The sequence below is a fragment of the Duganella sp. OV510 genome, assembly GCF_900100205.1.
GTDB lineage: Bacteria > Pseudomonadota > Gammaproteobacteria > Burkholderiales > Burkholderiaceae_D > Rugamonas.
Window position 1 is genome coordinate 96,193 of record NZ_FNEQ01000014.1, and the last position, 14,411, is coordinate 110,603.

Here is a 14,411-nt window from a genome sequence, read left to right on the forward strand (position 1 = left end):
AACATGACTGTAGCTGAAGAGATAGCAGCACAGAACGAGTTAATCGAGAACGTCATCGCTACTGCACAACGACTGATTCGAGCAGAGAAAGATAAATCCAAAATCACACCGGCATACATTGCGGCCAAAGTGCAGAAGGCCGTGGACATGTTCACGGATGATGAGCCGATTGTCATCGACCAACAGGAAATTATCTCGACTCTGATCCAGCGCTTCAGTCATTGGATGGGGAAGTCCACCACAATGAAGGACAATACCAATCACAAAGATTGGTTGAACGCTGCGCGCAAGAAGGACTGGCACTACTGGCGTCGTTATCGCGACTTCCAGGAGTCAAAGCTGTCCGATACCGTTGTTGATGGGCTGGATGAAGCGACAGACAGCATTCTTGAGTTATTAGAAGACCCTCAGCGAACAGACTCGTGGGACCGTCGCGGTCTCGTGGTCGGTCACGTCCAATCAGGCAAAACCAGTAACTATTCCGGTCTGATCTGCAAGGCTGCAGATGCGGGCTACAAAATCATTATTGTGCTTGCAGGGCTTCACAACAACCTGCGCTCACAAACCCAGGTGCGGCTTGAGGAAAGCTTCTTAGGCTACGAGACCACATTGGATCGAGATCCAGGGTTACCTATTGGCGTTGCTGAATTTGGTGAGGACTTGAAAACAAATTCCGCAACTACACGTGCGGATAACGGTGACTTTAGCAAAGCGATTGCTAAGCACTTCCACGGCATATCTCCAGAAGAGCGTCCTTGGCTGTTCGTGGTCAAAAAACAGAAGACCGTTCTGACCGCCCTGCTTAACTGGATTCAAACTCGTGTGGCCGATGCTACCGATTCGGAGGATGGTCGAAAGCTTGTGACCAAGCTTCCGCTGCTCGTTATCGATGACGAAGCGGACAACGCATCCGTGGATACCGGAGAACAGGCATTCGACGAGAACGATGAGCCTGATGAAGAGCATCGTCCGAAAGCAATCAACAGCCTTATTCGTCAGGTGTTACATGCGTTCACTCGCAAAGCCTACGTGGGTTACACCGCTACGCCGTTCGCCAACATTTTTATCCATCAGAAAGGTGCGACTACTAAAGAGGGACCGGACCTTTTCCCGAAGGCATTCATCATCAACCTGTCAGCCCCTTCAAATTATGTTGGTCCCGCTCGCATGTTTGGGAAAGTCACCAAGGATGGTCGTCAAGGCGTGGTGCCGCTGTCGCGAGATATCGAGGATAACTACGACGAGGAGACGAAGTCAGGATGGATGCCGCCTAAGCATAAGAAGACTCATGAGCCGCTTTACGAAGGGCAGGAGACGGTCCCGCCATCATTACATGAAGCGATCCATGCGTTTGTTCTGGCTTGTGCTGTGCGTGAACTTCGCGGACAGGGAAAACAACACAGCTCCATGCTGGTTCACGTCACTCGATATGTCGATGTGCAGAACCATGTGAAAGCTCAGGTTGAAGAAGTTGTTCGTCGCATGAGGCAGCGGATCGCTAGAGGCACGGACAGCGATGCCCTTCTAGCTCAACTTAATGATCTTTGGGAAAGCGATTTCATTCCGACCCGCGAAGAAGTTGCAACTCTATCGACCAAAGAGGAGCAGCCGCCTCCCTTACCATTGTGGGATGAGGTGGTTGCAGCACTCCCTAATGTTTTGGCCGATATTCAGGTTCGCTCCATCAACGGCACTGCCAAGGATGCCCTTGACTATGCTACGCCAGGAGCGGCGTTGAAAGTCATCGCTGTGGGCGGTGACAAGCTTGCACGGGGCCTGACCCTCGAAGGCTTATGCGTTAGCTATTTTGTGCGAACCACAAAAATGTATGACACGCTCATGCAGATGGGCCGCTGGTTTGGATATCGTCCTGGCTATCTCGACTTGTGTCGCCTCTACACATCGCCGGATCTCATTAAGTGGTTTGAACACATCGCTGATGCTTCCGAAGAGTTGCGTGAAGAATTTGATTTCATGGCACAGACCGGCTTAACGCCGGAACAGTATGGTTTGAGGGTCATGTCGCACGAAGTCTTGACAGTGACATCGCCGATGAAGATGCGGAATTCTCAGACGCTATCTCTGAGCTACAGTGGCACGCGGCCGCAAACGATTCTTTTCCACCGAGACGCAAAAATCCAAGAAGCGAATCTTACTGCCACTGAAGAACTCATAAACAGCTTGGGCTCTCCGAACGATACGGATTTTAAATACGACCGCAATGGGGATGCAGATAAGTGGTCCAACGGAGGTTTGTGGAGAAACGTAGACGCGGCAACGATACTTAAGTTCCTTGAACACTATACAACCCATCCAGGCACCACGAGTGCCAAGACCAGTGTGCTGGCGGACTTCATTAACAAGATGATCGAAATCGATCAACTGAAACAGTGGAGCGTCGGCCTGATTGGCAGTGGCAGCATTGCGGGGACTCCACACACATTTGGGGAGATCGAAGTTAAAACCTTCCCTATGCGTAAATTCGATGCTTCCGGCAGTAAGTTTTCCATCAAAGTGCTGACTGACCCGAAAGACGAAGGAATTGACCTAGATGACGATCAATGGCGTAAAGCGCTAGATTTGACCTTAGCTGCGTGGAAGCCAGACCCAGGTCGTTCCCCTCCAAGGATCACGCCTCCAGTGGAGCCAAGCGGTAAAGGTATTCGAGAAGCACGAAAGGAGCTGGGAGGCGAAGCAGGCAGAGGCCTTCTCCTGCTCTACCCACTAGCTCCTTATCTTACGGAAGAAGGCAAGGAAAGAAGTTTGGTCGTTCCCAACTGGGATAAGCCGATTATGGCGTTCGCCATTGCCTTCCCATCAAGTGACAACACGATTGCGGTATCTTACGAAGTCAATCTCTTATATTGGACACAGGAATATGGCCCGGCAGAGTGACGAGTTTTTAATGGCTTGGTCATCACTGTCTGGCCTTGGTGAAGAGGCCGGCTGGCAAGCCATTCCTATCGCGCCGGCACTGCCGCTCGAGTTGCAGGCCGGCCGTCGCTCACCAGACAATGCTGAAGCTGTATTGGTCGGGTTCCCGTCTGTACACCTGCCCACATCCGACAAGCTGCCGGAAGGCCAAGGCTTTGCGGTTGAACGTGTGAATCCACAAGGCGATAGTAAGCTATGGCTTGCGTTGACAAGGAAGTCCACAGGTAGTGAAGATCTCTTTGCCAGTATGGCATCCGATGTGGTTGGAGCACTCGACGATGCTGTGGCTGCTGGAGCGAATGAGCAAAAACTACTGCGTGTGTTTCTGGGCCGCGTCGGAGCTTGGCAAGAATTTATGAGGAAAGGTTTTCAGGCGCTCAGTCCCGAAGCAGAGATTGGGTTGGTAGGTGAACTTTTTGTGCTTCGGTCAATAATTGATGCAGGCGTACCGGCATCACTCGCTGTCGAATCGTGGCTTGGTCCATTAGATGCTCTCCAAGATTTCGAATTGGGAACCGGAGCTTTGGAAGTAAAGTCTACGCTGTCAACCATCGGGTTTCCGGCAAAGATAGGCTCTTTAGAGCAGCTTGAAGACTCCGTTCGACAGCCGTTGTTTGTGGTTAGTGTTCGTCTTAAGCAAACCACCATCGGCAAGAGCTTGCCAGAGATAGTCGACGAGATGCAGTGCATCGTCAAAGGAGATGCAGAAGCTGAACGCCTTATCGCGGAACGACTGCTCGCCGCGGGGTTTATCGAGCAACACGCTGACCGCTATGCTAGGCGGTTCACACAAGCTGGCACTCGTATCATCGTGGTGGATAAGGATTTTCCACGCCTAACTCTGGGAAATGTCCCTTTAGGTATTACAAAGGCAAGCTACGAGATCGATCTGGACAAGGCCGCCGGCACAGTGGTTGAGATCGATCAAGCATTGAAAAAATTAGGGGCAATGAAGATATGAATTTGATTGATTTTCTGTGTGAAACGCAGGCTACTGTTCGCTCGCAAATGCGAGAAGGCGCGTTGTATGAGGAGCTGGTTTTTTCGGGCATTGTGATGGATCACATGTCGGAAATCGGAATGACATTCGAGCCGGTTGAATGTCACTTTGAAGGCAAGTTCGGATCGGCAAATTTGCGTCTTAGCGGCTATGCTATTTCGGAAGACCTGGATCAATTAGATTTGTTCGTGAGCCTCTACGCCGGCGTTGACGATCCCACGCCGATCCCAGACTCAGAAACCAAAACCGCAGTCGAACAATGCCTGCGCTTTCTGACGCTTTGTGCCGAAGGAAAGATGGCACCCAAGCTGGACCCATCCACCAACGTTCGTTCTCTCGCAGAGACTCTACAAGCGATCTATAACGATCTGGAGCAGATCCGAGTCTATGTGATCACAGACAAGGTAGCGAAATCCAAAAGCTTTAAGACTCGCGAAGTAGGCGGCAAGTCCGTTCGTCTCGAAGTCATGGACATCGAGAGGCTGCATCGCCACTGGTCCGAAGGGAAGCCACGGGATGAGCTGGTCGTGGACTTTAACGAGGTATCGGGTGCGCCTCTGCCCTGTGTTTTTGTGCCTGGTGAAAATGATGACTACGACTATGCACTCACTGCCGTGCCTGGTGAAGCCTTGCGTCTTCTCTATGAACGGTTCGGTGCACGGCTGCTTGAAGCAAACGTGCGTTCCTTCCTGAGTGTAAAAGGCAAAGGGGTGAACGCGGGAATACAAAGCACGCTGCGATCAGCACCTGAGCGATTTATGGCCTATAACAACGGTATTGTTGTTGTAGCCGACGAGATGATACTTGGTAAAGCGAATGACGGTTCCTCAGGCATCGCGTGGCTCAAAGGCCTGCAAATCGTCAACGGCGGGCAGACTACGGCCTCCCTCTACTTCACTAAAAAGAAGTATCCTTCGACAGACTTGAGTCATGTGCGGGTTCCAGCCAAGATTATTGTCATGAAGACGACGGATGCCTCGAAGGAGGAGGCTCTTGTCTCGGACATCTCTCGATTTGCGAACAGCCAGAATGCGGTGAAACAATCGGACTTGTCTGCGAACAAGCCGTTTCATGTTGAGATTGAAAAACTGTCTCGCTCAATCTATTGCCCAGATGGCGTCGGTCAGTGGTTCTACGAGCGGGCGTCGGGTAGCTATAACACCCTGCTCACCCGAGAGGGCTCCACGCCGGCAAAACTCAAAGCACTCAAAGATGCAATCCCTACCGCTCGTCGTATTACAAAAACCGATATGGCGAAGTATTTGACCGCGTGGGACCGAAAGCCAGATATTGTAAGCTTGGGATCACAAAAGAATTTCGATCGCTTTATGGCGAGCCTTACCCCCGCTGAAGGCCAAGAAATTCCACTACCAAATGTTCAGGACTTTAAGGCGATGATCGCCAAGGCAAAGATCTACCGCGATGCTCAAAAACATCTCCGCCCTTTGTTTCCGGCGTTCCAAGCCAACGTCACGGCTTACACTGTGGCGCTCATGTCAGAGAAGCTTGGAAGCCGTATCGACTTAGAACGTATCTGGACTAAGCAAGCCGTATCCCCTGAGTTTCTCGCTCAATTGGCTGTGTGGGCCAAGGAGGTGAATGAAGTGCTACACAATTCTGCCGGTGGGCGTATGGTATCGGAATGGGCCAAGAAGCCTGAGTGCAAGGATGAGGTTATGAGTGCCAGTTATTCGGAGCCGGCCACTGACATACCAGAACTCAAGGCGGCGTAGAAATTAATTCGGCGGGGATAGGGGAGCTTGGTGACAGACATCGTTGAACCACAAGTTCGAAGCCGGATGATGTCTGGCATTAAGGGTAAAAACTCCAAGCCAGAAGTTTTGGTAAGACGCTTGCTATTTGCTGCGGGCTTGCGATTCCGACTTCACCGCCGTGATTTACCTGGCAGCCCAGACATTGTTCTACCTGGTAGAAAGATCGCCATTTTTGTCCATGGCTGTTTTTGGCATGCTCACAGCGGATGCCGGTACTTCAAGATTCCATCAACTAGGCCAGAATTTTGGTCTGCCAAATTACAAGGCAATGCGGAGCGAGATCAGAAAGCCATCTCCAGTTTAATGTCGGCAGGCTGGCGAGTATTATGCATTTGGGAGTGTGCGACTCGTGAGCTTCAGGACCCGCAATTAGGCCAACTGGTCTTGGCGTGGATACGTAGCGAACAGCCATTTGCAGAGATTGGAAGCCCCACTCGCAAGTAGCGTGGGCGAGGCTTATTCCTTCACTCCTCGACCCGCGCCGCCAAAAACTTATAAATTACCTTCGCGATCTTTCGTGCCAACAGTGGGGGCACGGCATTGCCAATTTGACCGTATTGTTCAGTGCGATTTCCTTCAAAGAAGTAGTTGTCAGGGAAGGTCTGCAAACGAGCAGCCTCACGAACAGTAAGGCTTCGGCACTGAGATGGATCAGGGTGAATATAATAGTGTCCGTCCTTCTTGATGTGAGCCACTACCGTCGAGGACGGTTCGCCTCCGATTTGTACGCGGAAGCGGTCGGCAAAAGGAATATTTTCTTTATCCACGTTTTCGTGATTTGGCAAGAGCTTCGGTGGGAAATCATATAACGATGGAGAGGTTATTTTTTCCTTTGCATACGACGCCGCGAAGAGGTATCGATGTAAGTCAGATCTCATATGGCTACGGGTTTCGTGCTGCAGCACCCCGCCAAGCCGAGCATCCAAATACCAAGATTTTAGCTCCTTCGGCATCGTCGCACTCGGAGTTACAGTCATTGGAATAAAAGTGCCCCCTGACGAAATAAGCTTTTTGGCACGCTCTAAAGCACGTTCCATGCGTATTTCAACGGCTGCCCGAATATCTACACGCCAATATGCCAAGCTTTTTCTTGCGACGGTTAGTGCGTCTAGCCAAGCCTCATGAGAATCTGGCTCTTTAGATAGCCGACTGCGGAGCGGCGGTAATCCCGAAAGCGCGGTATTTACGCTAGTCTTTGATGCAGTCGGCCTCAGCAAGAATTTCTGCGGATGCTCAACTAAGGCAGAGGTGTTCTTCGCAACGTCGGAGCGAATACCAAAAAGAATTACCCTATGCCGACTTTGTGGAATTCCGTAATCGTCGGCTTCGATCACATAGTCATGCGGGTCCAAGTTATCACCATGAACTACAAGCGAACGAATTTGATAGCTAAGACCTTCACGTGGGGACGTGAGGTCCGCCAAGATGCGCTCAAATATTTTACTCCCGCCTTGTTTGGAACTAAGCATACCCTTCACATTTTCCATGACAAAAACGGAAGGAGAGAATTCCTGAATAATTCGCAGATATTCAGTGTAAAGGAAGTGCCGTTTATCTTTCTCAAATGCTTCTGGATCTTTACCACGCAAACGAGACCTTCCAGCAGTGGAATATGCTTGGCAAGGAGGCCCTCCGATCAAAACCCAATCGCGAGCATCGCCAATCCCTTCTTTGATCCATGCATTGACTGTCTCAACAGGAGTTAAACCCAACTCAGCGCATCGAGCTTCATGGGCTGCTTTCTCAGCTGCATCCTTGATATCAGCGTGAGTCAAGAATTGCTCACGAGTTATTGTGCCTCGCACATAGTCGTAATAGGCATCAGGAGCTTTGCCCTTAGGGAATTTCCGAAATAAAGCGCGGAGCATTAAAGTCCGATGTGCGATCGGATCTTTCTCAATCGATACTTTTACATCAAATCGAGGTACCTCATTTTCATCTCGGATCGAGGAAAAGCCCTCGCAAAGCCCGCCTGGCCCTGCAAATAGATCGATTACGGGTATTTTTGGGGACTGCTCTGGCATCAATTATTCATCTTCATAAACGTGCGGGACTGCTAAATCCAACCAAGGTTACGTTGAGCGCCCCTAGTTCGCAGTCCTCCATTTTATCCGAAGTTGTGTATTTTCTGAAAAGAATCACATTCTCTATTGCAATAAAATTGACACAATAACGGAGTATATGATTTCAAATTCTGAATCGTAGCGCCTTCGAAATTCGCAAGGCAACTCCCTATCGGTGTTAAGCGCGTAATAAAAAAGCCAACCGTAAGGTTGGCTTTCCGACAGAGCGAAGAAACGATTAAACGTCGATATTCCCTGCACGCAGTGCATTGGTTTCTATGAAGGCGCGTCGTGGTTCTACGTCGTCGCCCATCAGCGTAGTAAAGATCTGATCCGCAGCAATCGCGTCCTCAATCTGCACCTTCAGCAAGCGGCGCACCGCCGGGTCCATGGTGGTTTCCCACAACTGTTCCGGGTTCATCTCGCCCAGGCCTTTGTAGCGCTGTTTGGACACCACACGTTCCGATTCATCGCGCAGCCATTGCATCGCCTGGTGGAAGTCGATTACCGCCGATTCCTTGGTGCGTTCGCCTTCGCCACGGCGCACGTAGGCGCCTGGGCCGATCAGGCCGGTGAAGGTGGCGGCGGCTTCGGCCAGCACGCGGTAGTCGGCGCTGTCGACAAAGTCGGCGTCAATCGAGCTGACTTTGACGTTGCCGTGGTGCATACGCTGGATCCAGAGCTGGTGCTTTTCATTCAGCTCGTCCGAACGCACCGTGACTTTGACGGCGATGTCGTTGATGTTGCCTTCCAGCGCGCGGGCCGAGGCTTCGGCTGCTTCCAGCGTGCTCATGTCCAGCGTTACGCCGGTCATGATGGCGGTCAGCGCGGCGCGGTCGATAACTCGCGTCAGACGCGTCATGATGACGTTGGAGAGGTTGAACTGGCGTACCAGCTCGCTCAGCGCTTCGCCCTGGATCGGGTCGGCGCCTTCGCGCGGCGTCAGTGCGGCGGTGTTCAGCGCTACATTCATCATGTAGGTGGCTTCTTCGGCGTCGTCCTTGAGGTAGCGCTCGTCGCGGCCGGCCTTGACCTTGTACAGCGGCGGCTGGGCGATGTAAATGTGGCCGCGCTCTACCAGTTCCGGCATCTGGCGGTAGAACAGCGTCAGCAGCAGGGTGCGGATGTGGGCGCCGTCGACGTCCGCATCGGTCATGATGATGATGCGGTGGTAGCGCAGCTTTTCTACGTTGAATTCGTCCGGGCCGATCGAGGTGCCGAGCGTGGCGATCAGCGTGGTGATCTGTTCCGACGACAGCATTTTTTCAAAGCGCGCCTTTTCCACGTTCAGCACTTTACCGCGCAGCGGCAAAATGGCCTGGAACTTGCGGTCGCGGCCTTGCTTGGCCGAGCCGCCTGCGGAGTCACCCTCGACGATGTACAGTTCGCACAGCGCGGGGTCGCGTTCCTGGCAGTCGGCCAGTTTCGACGACAGGCCGAGGCCGTCCATCACGCCTTTGCGGCGGGTCAGGTCGCGGGCTTTACGTGCGGCTTCGCGCGCGCGCGCTGCTTCAACGATTTTGCCGCAGATGATTTTGGCGTCGTTCGGTTTTTCCTGCAGGTAGTCGGACAGCGTTTTGGCAACGATCTCTTCAACCGGGCCACGCACTTCGGACGATACCAGCTTGTCCTTGGTCTGCGACGAGAACTTCGGCTCAGGCACTTTTACCGACAGCACGCAGGTCAGGCCTTCGCGCATGTCGTCGCCGGAGATTTCTACTTTCGCTTTCTTGGCGAAGTCGTGCTCGTCGATGTATTTGTTGATCACGCGTGTCATCGCCGCGCGCAGGCCGGTCAGGTGGGTGCCACCGTCGCGCTGCGGGATGTTATTGGTGAAGCACAGCACCTGTTCGTTGTAGGCGTCGTTCCATTGCATCGAGACGTCCACCGAGATGTTGGTGTTCTGGTCCGACATGCGGTCGCCGGTGGCCTGGAACACGGTCGGGTGCAGCACGGTTTTGGCTTTGTTGATGTATTCAACGAAGCCACGGGTGCCGCCTTCGAACGCGAACAGTTCTTCCTTGCCGGTGCGCTGGTCGGTCAGCTTGATGTTGACGCCGTTATTCAGGAACGACAGTTCGCGGATGCGCTTGGCCAGGATTTCGTAGTGGAACTCGACGTGGGTGAAGATTTCTTCGTCGGCCCAGAAGTGGACGTCGGTGCCGCGTTTTTCGGTTTCGCCGATGACTTTGATCGGCGAGACGGCGAAGCCGTCGCGCATTTCGATTTCACGGTTCTGCGCGACGCCGCGCACGAATTCCATCTGGTGCACCTTGCCGTCGCGGCGGATGGTCACGCGCAGCAGCTTGGACAGGGCGTTGACGCAGGAGACGCCGACGCCGTGCAGGCCGCCCGACACCTTGTACGAGTTCTGGTCGAACTTACCGCCGGCGTGCAGCTCGGTCAGCACGATTTCGGCCGCCGAGCGTTTCGGCTCGTGCTTGTCGTCCATCTTCAGGCCGACCGGGATGCCGCGGCCGTTGTCGGTGATCGAGATCGAGTTGTCCGAGTGGATGGTGACGTGGATCTCGGTGCAATAGCCAGCCAGCGATTCGTCGATCGAGTTGTCCAGCACTTCGAACACCAGGTGGTGCAGGCCGGTGCCGTCCGAGGTGTCGCCGATGTACATGCCGGGACGTTTGCGGACTGCTTCCAGACCTTCGAGGATCTGGATCGAGGAGGCGCCGTATTCTTCGTTCTTTACCGCTGGGACTGCATTCTCTTCGGACATGTGCTGCTTTCTCTAAAATCGATTACTAAGGTGCTGTGGCAAACGCTTAAATGCGCATCGGCATGACGACGTACTTGAAGTCGGTATTGTCCGGGATCGAGATCAGCGCCGACGAATTCGAATCGCCCAGCGCAACGTTGACCTGGTCGCATTTCAGGTTGTTCAGCACGTCCAGCAGGTAGGTGACGTTGAAGCCGATGTCGACGCTGTCGCCGCCGTAGTCGATTTCCAGTTCTTCGACCGCTTCTTCCTGGTCGGCATTGGTCGAGCTGATCTTCATCACGCCTGGCGCGATGATGCAGCGCACGCCCTTGAATTTGTCGCTGGTCATGATGGCGGCGCGTTGCAGCGAGCGCAGCAGCTCATCGCGGCCGATGATGAATTCGTTCTTGTAGCCCTTCGGGATCACGCGCGTGTAGTCAGGGAACTTGCCTTCCACCAGTTTCGAAATCAGCTCGATGTCGGCAAAGGTCAGCTTGACCTGGTTGGCGGCGATGTCCAGCTGCACCGGCTCGTCGTTTTCTTCCAGCAGGCGCTGCAGTTCGATGATGGTCTTGCGCGGGATGATGACTTCCTGGCGCTCGAACGACTGCTCGGTCTCGACCTGGCAGAACGCCAGGCGGTGGCCGTCGGTGGCCACGGCGATGACGTTGTTGCCGTCCAGGACCAGCAGCAGGCCGTTCAGGTAGTAGCGGATGTCCTGCTGCGCCATCGAGAAGTGCACCATGTTGAACAGGTGCTTCAGCGTTTTCTGCGGCAGCGTGACCGAGGCGGTGTAGCTGTCGGCCTGCTGCACGGTCGGGAATTCTTCCGCCGCCAGCGTTTGCAGCGCGAAGCGCGATTTACCGGATTGCACCGCCAGGCGCTTGTTTTGCAGCGTGATGGTGACGTCGCCCGATTCCGGCAGCGCACGCAGGATGTCCAGCAGCTTGCGCGCGGCCACCGTGGTGCCGGTGACTTCGGCGCCGGAGCCGATTTCGGCGTTGGTGGTGATCTGGACTTCGGTGTCGGTCGACAGGAAGGATACGCTCTCGCCCTCTTTGCGGATGAGGATATTGGCCAGAATCGGCATAGTGTGCCGACGCTCGACAATACCGCTCACGATCTGCAGTGGCCGGAGTAGCGTATCTCGGGTGGTTTTGACCAATTGCATAGAATATCCTCAGTAAAAATTAACGTTGTTTCAATACTTTTTTGCCTGACAGGTTTGACTAAATGATAAAGCCAAACCTGGCTGCGGGCTAGCCCTTGAGCGTCTGTTCGAGCACGTGCAGCTCGTGGTTGCATTCCGGATTCTTGGTCCTGTCCAGGGCAATCTTGCGCACCGCGTGCAGCACCGTGGTGTGGTCGCGGCCGCCGAACAGCTCGCCGATTTCCGGCAGCGACTTCTGCGTCAGTTCCTTGGCCAGGTACATGGCGATCTGGCGCGGGCGGGCGATGTTTGCCGGCCGGCGCTTGGAGTACATGTCGGCCACCTTGATGTTGAAGAAATCGGCCACCGTTTTCTGGATGTTTTCCACCGAAATCTGGCGGTTCTGCACCGACAGCAAATCCTTCAGCGCTTCCTTCACGATGTCGATCGTGATGTCCTTGCCGTGGAAGCGCGAGTAGGCCAGGATCTTGCGCAGCGCGCCTTCCAGCTCGCGCACGTTGGAGCGCAGGTGCTTGGCGACAAAGAAGGCGACGTCGTCGGAGAAGGTCACGCCTTCCTGCTTGGCTTTTTTCAGCAGAATGGCGACGCGCATTTCCAGCTCCGGCGGCTCGATCGCCACCGTCAGGCCGGAGTCGAAGCGCGAGATCAGGCGGTCGTCCATGCCGGTGATCTCCTTCGGATAGGTATCCGAGGTGATGATGATCTGCTTCTTGGCGGCGATCAGCGCTTCAAACGCGTAGAAGAATTCTTCCTGCGTGCGGCTCTTGCCGCCGAAGAATTGAATATCGTCGATCAGCAGCATGTCCAGCGAGTGGTAGTAATGCTTGAACTCGTCGAAACCCTTGCGCTGGTAGGCGGTCACCACGTCGCGCACATATTGCTCGGCGTGGATGTAGCGGATGCGCGCGCCCGGCTGGTCGGCCATCACCTGGTTGCCGATCGCGTGGATCAAGTGGGTCTTACCCAGGCCGACGCCGCCGTAGAAGAACAGCGGGTTGTACGACACGCCCGGATTGTTGGCCACCTGGATGGCGGCGGCGCGCGCCAGCTGGTTGGCCTTACCGGTGACGAAGCTGTCGAAGGTCAGGTCGGTGTTGATGCGGCTCTGCTCGCGGCGCGGCTGCGCCGAGGCCGGCATCTCCGGCACCGACGGCGGCTGCTGGTCGGCCATGCGCGCGTTGTTGCTTGGCGCACCGCCATTGACGTCCGGCACCGGCGCCACGGTGGTGGCCGGCTTCTTCGGCGCGTTCAGGCGCGGGTCCAGCACGAACTGCACCTCGATCGGCTGCTCCCAGTACTGGCAGGCCAGCGCGGTGATGCGGCTGGCGAACTGGGTCTTGACCCAGTCCAGCTTGAAGCGGTTGGGCGCAGCCATGCGCAGCTTGCCGGCCTCGTAATCGAGGGGGATAAGCGGCTTAATCCAGGCGCTGAATTGTTGCGGCGTCAGCTCCAGCTCCAGCTGGGCGGAGCAGGTCTGCCAGAAATTTTCCATGAATCGACTATCTGTGTTCTTACTGTATAAGGGTGTGGGCAACTTTGAAGTTTTTCACACGTAACGCGCTATTCTACTCTCGCTCGGCAAAGTTATCCACAGGCGCGGCAGGATTTTTTGTTGAGCAGGCCCCCTCCGGCATGGCAAAGGCCGGCAGTTGGTTGTTGACAAGCAGGGCCGAAATGCTGATAATTCAGGGTTCCCCGCCCGTATTCCTTGTTTCTTCACATGGATAGCGATATGGAGTAGCAGGGATTTAGCGGGCGATGAGATGGACCCAGCTTGTGCCGGATAGCGTTGGCATGGGTGCGCGAAGTGTCATTGGCACCAAAAACTGACGGGCCGTCTGACCCGATTTTGCATTTTTTTCTGCTTTAAGCGAGACCAACATGAAACGTACTTACCAACCTTCCGTTGTACGCCGCAAGCGTACCCACGGCTTCCGCGCACGCATGGCTACCCGTGGTGGCCGCCAAGTGCTGAACGCACGCCGCGCCAAAGGCCGCAAGCGTCTGGCTGTATAAGCCAAACTCTTGTTAGCTGATCGCGTGGACAGCTGCATTCAAAGCGGCTCGACAGGCGAGGGTTCACACGACTTCGCGCGCGCTCGGCGTATCGTTAAAACGGATGAATTTTCATCCGTTTTTCGTTTGCGCCCCAGCCAAAAAAGCGCGCACTTCGTGCTTTACACCCGTCTGAACCAACTGCCGCATGCGCGGCTGGGGGTCGTGGTGGCCAAGCGCTTTGCGCCGCGTGCCGTCACCCGCAACACGATCAAGCGTGTTACCCGCGAACTGTTCCGGACCACCGGCCTGCCGCCCATCGATTGCGTGGTGCGGCTGGCGCGTCCGGTCAACAGCAAGGACGGGCCCGCCACCACCTCAAAGCTGAAAGCAGCCTTGCGGGTGGAATTGGCACGCCTGTTCGCCGCGCAGGCCAAATTATCTGGCCAAGCCTTGCCTTCATCGCCGCCGCCTCCACCTGGGTCGCCATGAAAACCGTGCTCCGCTTCCTGCTGCGTTTCTATCAACTGGCCATCAGCCCGATGATGACGCCGAGCTGCCGGTTTTATCCGAGCTGCTCGAACTATGCACTGGAAGCGCTGCAAATTCATGGTGCCGCCAGGGGCAGCTGGCTGGCCGCCAGGCGTGTGTGCCGCTGCCATCCGTGGAACCCTGGTGGGCATGACCCTGTGCCCCCGGCCGACGGCAAAACGAATTCTTCATCGACCGCTTGCGGTTGCAACCACTCCTGAAAATACCT

The 14,411-nt window shown here is 54.8% G+C and carries 11 protein-coding genes; 7 read left to right on the forward strand and 4 right to left on the reverse strand.

What is annotated here, in order from left to right; genetic code table 11:
- The first annotated feature begins 3 nt into the window (after positions 1-3).
- The 4 genes from BLS51_RS27605 to BLS51_RS27620 are packed head-to-tail and all read left to right on the forward strand — an operon-like array spanning position 4 to position 6,153.
- Positions 4-2,895 carry a Z1 domain-containing protein gene (locus BLS51_RS27605; RefSeq protein ID WP_090192016.1) on the forward strand — a complete coding sequence of 964 codons (2,892 nt, stop codon included), beginning with the start codon at positions 4-6 and terminating at the stop codon, positions 2,893-2,895.
- The gene (locus tag BLS51_RS27610) at positions 2,879-3,895 is read left to right on the forward strand and encodes a PD-(D/E)XK motif protein (RefSeq protein WP_090192014.1); all 1,017 of its coding nucleotides are present in this window, start codon (positions 2,879-2,881) and stop codon (positions 3,893-3,895) included. The genes BLS51_RS27605 and BLS51_RS27610 overlap by 17 nt, the downstream gene beginning before the upstream one ends.
- Positions 3,892-5,667 (forward strand): AIPR family protein, encoded by a 1,776-nt coding sequence (locus tag BLS51_RS27615; protein WP_090192012.1) that lies wholly within the window; start codon positions 3,892-3,894, stop codon positions 5,665-5,667. The genes BLS51_RS27610 and BLS51_RS27615 overlap by 4 nt, the downstream gene beginning before the upstream one ends.
- Before the next feature lie 30 nt (positions 5,668-5,697).
- The gene (locus BLS51_RS27620; RefSeq protein ID WP_090192181.1) at positions 5,698-6,153 is read left to right on the forward strand and encodes a very short patch repair endonuclease; all 456 of its coding nucleotides are present in this window, start codon (positions 5,698-5,700) and stop codon (positions 6,151-6,153) included.
- 20 nt (positions 6,154-6,173) lie between these two features.
- Here BLS51_RS27620 and BLS51_RS27625 read toward each other — a convergent pair whose 3' ends face one another.
- The 4 genes from BLS51_RS27625 to dnaA all read right to left on the reverse strand — a co-directional run bounded on the left by BLS51_RS27625 (position 6,174) and on the right by dnaA (position 13,148).
- Positions 6,174-7,733: a DNA cytosine methyltransferase gene (locus tag BLS51_RS27625; RefSeq protein ID WP_090192009.1), complete on the reverse strand. Its 1,560-nt coding sequence runs from the start codon at positions 7,731-7,733 to the stop codon at positions 6,174-6,176.
- A 277-nt stretch (positions 7,734-8,010) separates the two neighbouring features.
- Positions 8,011-10,503 (reverse strand): DNA topoisomerase (ATP-hydrolyzing) subunit B, encoded by a 2,493-nt coding sequence (gene gyrB, locus BLS51_RS27630; RefSeq protein ID WP_090192006.1) that lies wholly within the window; start codon positions 10,501-10,503, stop codon positions 8,011-8,013.
- 46 nt (positions 10,504-10,549) lie between these two features.
- On the reverse strand, positions 10,550-11,656 hold the full coding sequence (dnaN, locus tag BLS51_RS27635; protein WP_090192004.1) for a DNA polymerase III subunit beta: 1,107 nt from the start codon (positions 11,654-11,656) through the stop codon (positions 10,550-10,552).
- Between the two features lie 88 nt (positions 11,657-11,744).
- Positions 11,745-13,148: a chromosomal replication initiator protein DnaA gene (dnaA, locus tag BLS51_RS27640; RefSeq protein WP_090192001.1), complete on the reverse strand. Its 1,404-nt coding sequence runs from the start codon at positions 13,146-13,148 to the stop codon at positions 11,745-11,747.
- 389 nt (positions 13,149-13,537) lie between these two features.
- Between dnaA and rpmH the strand changes: the two genes are divergently transcribed.
- From rpmH to yidD, 3 genes are read left to right on the forward strand one after another with little or no spacing between them, the layout of a single operon-like run.
- On the forward strand, positions 13,538-13,672 hold the full coding sequence (rpmH, locus tag BLS51_RS27645; protein ID WP_040378179.1) for a 50S ribosomal protein L34: 135 nt from the start codon (positions 13,538-13,540) through the stop codon (positions 13,670-13,672).
- 36 nt (positions 13,673-13,708) lie between these two features.
- The gene (gene rnpA, locus BLS51_RS27650; protein WP_090192178.1) at positions 13,709-14,143 is read left to right on the forward strand and encodes a ribonuclease P protein component; all 435 of its coding nucleotides are present in this window, start codon (positions 13,709-13,711) and stop codon (positions 14,141-14,143) included.
- Entirely contained in the window at positions 14,140-14,403 is a 264-nt protein-coding gene (gene yidD, locus BLS51_RS27655) for a membrane protein insertion efficiency factor YidD (protein WP_090191999.1), read from the forward strand. The genes rnpA and yidD overlap by 4 nt, the downstream gene beginning before the upstream one ends.
- Positions 14,404-14,411: the final 8 nt, after the last annotated feature.

Excerpts from the sequence above, each read along its gene's own strand:
- BLS51_RS27605 (WP_090192016.1), top strand. The coding sequence starts at position 4 with ATGACTGTAGCTGAAGAGATAGCAGCACAGAACGAGTTAATCGAGAAC.
- BLS51_RS27610 (WP_090192014.1), top strand. The coding sequence starts at position 2,879 with ATGGCCCGGCAGAGTGACGAGTTTTTAATGGCTTGGTCATCACTGTCT.
- BLS51_RS27615 (WP_090192012.1), top strand. The coding sequence starts at position 3,892 with ATGAATTTGATTGATTTTCTGTGTGAAACGCAGGCTACTGTTCGCTCG.
- BLS51_RS27625 (WP_090192009.1), bottom strand. The coding sequence starts at position 7,733 with ATGCCAGAGCAGTCCCCAAAAATACCCGTAATCGATCTATTTGCAGGG.
- gyrB (WP_090192006.1), bottom strand. The coding sequence starts at position 10,503 with ATGTCCGAAGAGAATGCAGTCCCAGCGGTAAAGAACGAAGAATACGGC.
- dnaN (WP_090192004.1), bottom strand. The coding sequence starts at position 11,656 with ATGCAATTGGTCAAAACCACCCGAGATACGCTACTCCGGCCACTGCAG.
- dnaA (WP_090192001.1), bottom strand. The coding sequence starts at position 13,148 with ATGGAAAATTTCTGGCAGACCTGCTCCGCCCAGCTGGAGCTGGAGCTG.
- rpmH (WP_040378179.1), top strand. The coding sequence starts at position 13,538 with ATGAAACGTACTTACCAACCTTCCGTTGTACGCCGCAAGCGTACCCAC.
- yidD (WP_090191999.1), top strand. The coding sequence starts at position 14,140 with ATGAAAACCGTGCTCCGCTTCCTGCTGCGTTTCTATCAACTGGCCATC.